The organism is Skermanella sp., assembly GCF_059503625.1.
On the sequence record NZ_JCACHA010000106.1, the window covers coordinates 1 to 3880 of the forward strand.

Genomic DNA, 3880 nt, shown 5'->3' on the forward strand with positions numbered 1-3880 from the left:
ACGCCGACAAGCATGCGCTCCTTTGAGCGCACAGTGTGCCCAAACGATCACATATTACCTTCTTCATAGGGCACTGTCGGCGATCGCTTGAGTCTTCGAGAAGCCACGCCGCATGGCGGATTCAGTGACCACCTGCTGTTTCGGCTTTGTTCAGGCGCCGCCCGAGGCTCCGGCAGTATTCCGGAAGGGCGCCGGCCGGCCAGTACCAGTCGGTAGCAGCCCGCAGCCTCCGAATGTCGAGCACGAATTCATCATGGACTCGGGGAGACGAAATGACGAGCTCGCCGCGCCCGAACCCTTCGATCACCCAAAGCGCCAGACGCCCCACTTCGACCGAAGCACCCGAGCCGATGTTGAAGACGCCGGCGAAGTCGTGGTTCAGGACAGACCTGATTGCGGCGGCGACCTGTTCTATCGGCAGGAAGTCGCGCTGGACGAATGGACTGACGTCGAGGACCACCCTGCCCTCTTCGGCAAGGCGCCCGAGCAGCATGCTCATGAAACTGGGGCGGGACGATTGGCGGTCGTAACCGACGACGTTGCCGATCCGCAGGACCGTCAGCCTGTCACCCAGCAGGTTGGACAGCAGACGCTCGATCGTCAGCTTGTTGCGGCCATAGGCATCGACAGGCCCCAGCGGCGACATCTCCGACGCGCCGAAGGCATGATCGGGCGCATAGACCTTGCGGGTGCTGATCATGACGTAGCGCAGCCCACGCTCCGCCGCCGCACGTCCCAGGCGCAGATCGATGTCCAGATCCGCCCGGTACGGGCCGTTCCGCAGATCCGGATGGAAGGCGAAATTGACGATGCGCCCGACGCCGTTCAGCAGGTCGGGCCGATCCAGTTCGTCATGCCCGACGAAACGGCAGTCCGCCACGCCGCCATGATCCCGGAAGGCCCTGGCAAGCAGGCTGTTGCGTCCGACGATCAGGGTAGCGTCAGCCATCGGTCCTCTCGGCTTGTTTCGAACTGGGCCAGCGCACGCGGGGTCGCGGCATCATAGGCACCGCGATGTCAGGCGCTACGACGCAATGGAAGAAAGCTCAGCGGATAGGGATCAAACCGAAAGGATAATTAAGATTATCATTGTATTCTATCAATGCACAAATTGAGGTTGGTCCATGACATCGATTCCCGCACCGGCGAAAAGGCGGCTGACGTATCAGGTTTCCGTACGCAAACGCGACAAATGGAGCGTCGCCTGCACCAGCGATGGCCTGGACAAGGCGCTGACGGAAGCGAAAGGCGCTCTGGGAACCGGAAAATTTCAAAAAGTGAAAGTCGAGCAGAGCTTTACCGATCCTGCATCGAACCGCACCGTCGCAACCGTCATCTTCGAAGAGGCCGGGCCTCCTGCGCCGGTCAGGGCCGGATTGAGCGTGCCCATGCTGCTGATGATCTCCGTGCTGCTCGGTATCGCCATGTTCTTCGCCACGCGCTTCCTGATCCACGCATATTCGGGCTGAACCTTTTGACCGGTACGCCCTTGTTGCTTCCATAACCAGCAAGGAGACCGGTAATGGCCGAAGAACAGAACAAGGATGTCAGAAAACCGGATGAGCGTCCGGTTTCGCCCCGCCATCCCAATGACGACGCCATGCCGCCCTATGCGCCGGGTGGCGTCCCGGAGCCGTCCGGCGACGGGCAGGAAGCGGCGGGTGAGATCGAGGAACGGGAAGTCCCGCCATCCGGCTTTCCCCCCAAGCGCGCACCCTGAGTCGCCGCGCCGGCTATCTAGCCGTGCGTTTCAGGAGATCAGATGATCGAGTCAAAAGCGCCGGGGCGTTCCGCCGTCGGGATGGCCGGCAGGACCGGTTCGGAAAGGTGTCTTCAGGCGCCGGTATCGTCTCTGTCCGCGGTACGGCAGTAGGCTTGATCGTCACCATCGCTCAAACAGCGTGGCAACAATGCAACATCGGAACGAGAAACTGGGTATTTCGCCTGACTATCCGTCGGTTCGGTATTGCATCGAACCGCGCAATCGTTAATTTTTGCATTGCAGCAAGCGATTGCTGCATCGCCCTTGTTGGGCGTTTCCTCCCTAGACTCAGGCCGCTTTCGAAGCGGCCTTTTTTCTGCCAGATCGTTGAAGAATGGGCAAGCCTGTACAGAGGCACTAGGCCCATAGCCTTTAGTATATACCCTCAACGAAAATTGGCAGAGATACGTCCTACGGATCGGCCGTTCGGATCCATTATCACCATTTCCCCTGACGACGGAAAGATGTCGGTCAGGGCTGTCACGTTGACCTGATGGGTCACCAGCACGAGGGTCCCCGGACCTTTCCAGTCCGCGATCAGTTTCCTCACCGACTCGGTTTGCCGCCCAGCTTCGGCGCTTTGCCCGAAGAACGAGTTCAACGGTTCGAAAACTTCCACCGGCCCGAGATCCATCAGTTGCGCCGTATCGACGCAACGGCACCATGCGCTGGTCAGTATCCGGCCGGCCTTCATGCCGTTCTGCCGCAAGGCGGCACCGATGGACTTCGCCTGATCGCGCCCCGCACCGGACAAGACACGCTGGGTCGAACAGTCGTCCAGGCGGAAGCCCGGCGGATCGCCGACCCCCGGATTGGTCGTCGCGTGACGCATCAGGAGGATCTTGCCGCCCTCCCGCAGGGCCGCCCAGGCCGCTGCCTCGTCGGCCCGCACCGGAGCGGCGACAGACAGGATCACGGCGATGAGGAGAAGTCTGGGAAGCGATCCGAGCATTGAGGCGATCTACCTGAACCGGGGATGACCCTTGTTCAGGTAGATCGCGGACATCGTCAATCCAGCCGGGCCAGCAGGGCTAATCGGCCAAGCCGGGCGCCGTGGCTCCGCTCTTGGAGCGGTGGCCGATGGCGAAGGCTTCTTCCGGCGACTTCACCAGATGATGACGGCCATAGAGGCCGAAATACGCGATGCCGACCAGGAACCAGATGGCGCAGCCCCAGACGCCGGGCCGGTACTCCGGGTTGAGGAACAGCGAGATCAGCGTCACGATGGCGATGACCAGCGCCAGGACGGCACCGGGAACTCCCAGCGGACTGACGAAGGGGCGCTCGATGTGCGGCAGCTTGGAGCGCAGCAGAATGAACGACATGAGCTGCATGATGTAGCTGATCATCGCCCCGAACACGGCCATGTTGAGCAGCGCCGCCCCGACCAGCTTGCTGCCGGAATACTGCATCGCCAGCGCCACCACGAAGCCAAGCGTGGCTCCGGCGAACAGGGCCACGTGCGGGGTCTTCCGCTCGCCATGGGTCACCGACAGCCATTTCGGGAAATAGCCGGCGCGGGCAAGGCTGTAGATGTTGCGGCCATAGGCGTAGATGATCGCGTGGAAGCTGGCGATCAGGCCCGCCGCCGCGATCATGGCGAGCACCTTGACGCCGATGCCGTCGCCGAAGATCGTCTGGAAACCAAGGAACAGCGGTTCGGTCGAGCTACCGACCTCCTTCGCTCCCGGTGCGATGCCGGCCGACAGGAACAGCGTCAGGAAGGCAAGGGCGATCAGCGTGAGGAGGCCCAGCAGAAGCCCGCGCGGCATGTCGCGCTTGGGATCGTGCGCTTCCTCCGCGGCCAGCGGGAGCTGCTCGATCGCCAGGAAGAACCAGATCGCGAAGGGGAGCGCTGCGGTGATCCCGGCGAGGCCGAAGGGAAGGAAGGCACTGCCGCCTGGTCCAGGCTCGATGTTGAGGGCATTGGCGGCGAAGTCGAAATGGCTGATGGCGCCGACGAAGAAGACGATCAGGATTGCCAGGGCGATGAAGGTGATGACCAGCGTGAACTTGAAGCTGAGTTCGACGCCCCAGTAGTTCAGCCCGACGAAGATCACGTAGCAGACCAGCCACCACACCGGAGCCATCTCCGCCGGGGTGCCGAAGATCGCGCCG

General features: G+C 62.2%; 5 protein-coding genes. 2 read left to right on the forward strand and 3 right to left on the reverse strand.

Going from position 1 to position 3880, the window contains the following annotated elements:
* Positions 1-121: 121 nt before the first annotated feature.
* Positions 122-949: an NAD-dependent epimerase/dehydratase family protein gene (locus AC5JJ6_RS02950; protein ID WP_496040615.1), complete on the reverse strand. Its 828-nt coding sequence runs from the start codon at positions 947-949 to the stop codon at positions 122-124.
* A 175-nt stretch (positions 950-1124) separates the two neighbouring features.
* On the opposite strand from AC5JJ6_RS02950, the gene AC5JJ6_RS02955 reads away from it, so the two are divergent.
* Positions 1125-1469, forward strand: a complete 345-nt coding sequence (locus AC5JJ6_RS02955; protein WP_496040616.1) for a hypothetical protein — start codon at positions 1125-1127, stop codon at positions 1467-1469.
* A gap of 53 nt (positions 1470-1522) precedes the next feature.
* On the forward strand, positions 1523-1720 hold the full coding sequence (locus AC5JJ6_RS02960) for a hypothetical protein (RefSeq protein WP_496040617.1): 198 nt from the start codon (positions 1523-1525) through the stop codon (positions 1718-1720).
* Between the two features lie 427 nt (positions 1721-2147).
* Here AC5JJ6_RS02960 and AC5JJ6_RS02965 read toward each other — a convergent pair whose 3' ends face one another.
* Together AC5JJ6_RS02965 and AC5JJ6_RS02970 are read right to left on the reverse strand one after the other, a co-directional pair.
* Positions 2148-2714 carry a histidine phosphatase family protein gene (locus AC5JJ6_RS02965; protein WP_496040618.1) on the reverse strand — a complete coding sequence of 189 codons (567 nt, stop codon included), beginning with the start codon at positions 2712-2714 and terminating at the stop codon, positions 2148-2150.
* Positions 2715-2793: 79 nt separating this feature from the next.
* Positions 2794-3880 (reverse strand): amino acid permease (locus AC5JJ6_RS02970; RefSeq protein WP_496040619.1); only part of this gene is annotated, 1087 nt, incomplete at its 5' end.

What these genes read in the sequence shown, in the direction of transcription:
- AC5JJ6_RS02960 (WP_496040617.1), top strand. Translation starts at nt 1,523, where the DNA reads ATGGCCGAAGAACAGAACAAGGATGTCAGAAAACCGGATGAGCGTCCG.
- AC5JJ6_RS02950 (WP_496040615.1), bottom strand. Translation starts at nt 949, where the DNA reads ATGGCTGACGCTACCCTGATCGTCGGACGCAACAGCCTGCTTGCCAGG.
- AC5JJ6_RS02955 (WP_496040616.1), top strand. Translation starts at nt 1,125, where the DNA reads ATGACATCGATTCCCGCACCGGCGAAAAGGCGGCTGACGTATCAGGTT.
- AC5JJ6_RS02965 (WP_496040618.1), bottom strand. Translation starts at nt 2,714, where the DNA reads ATGCTCGGATCGCTTCCCAGACTTCTCCTCATCGCCGTGATCCTGTCT.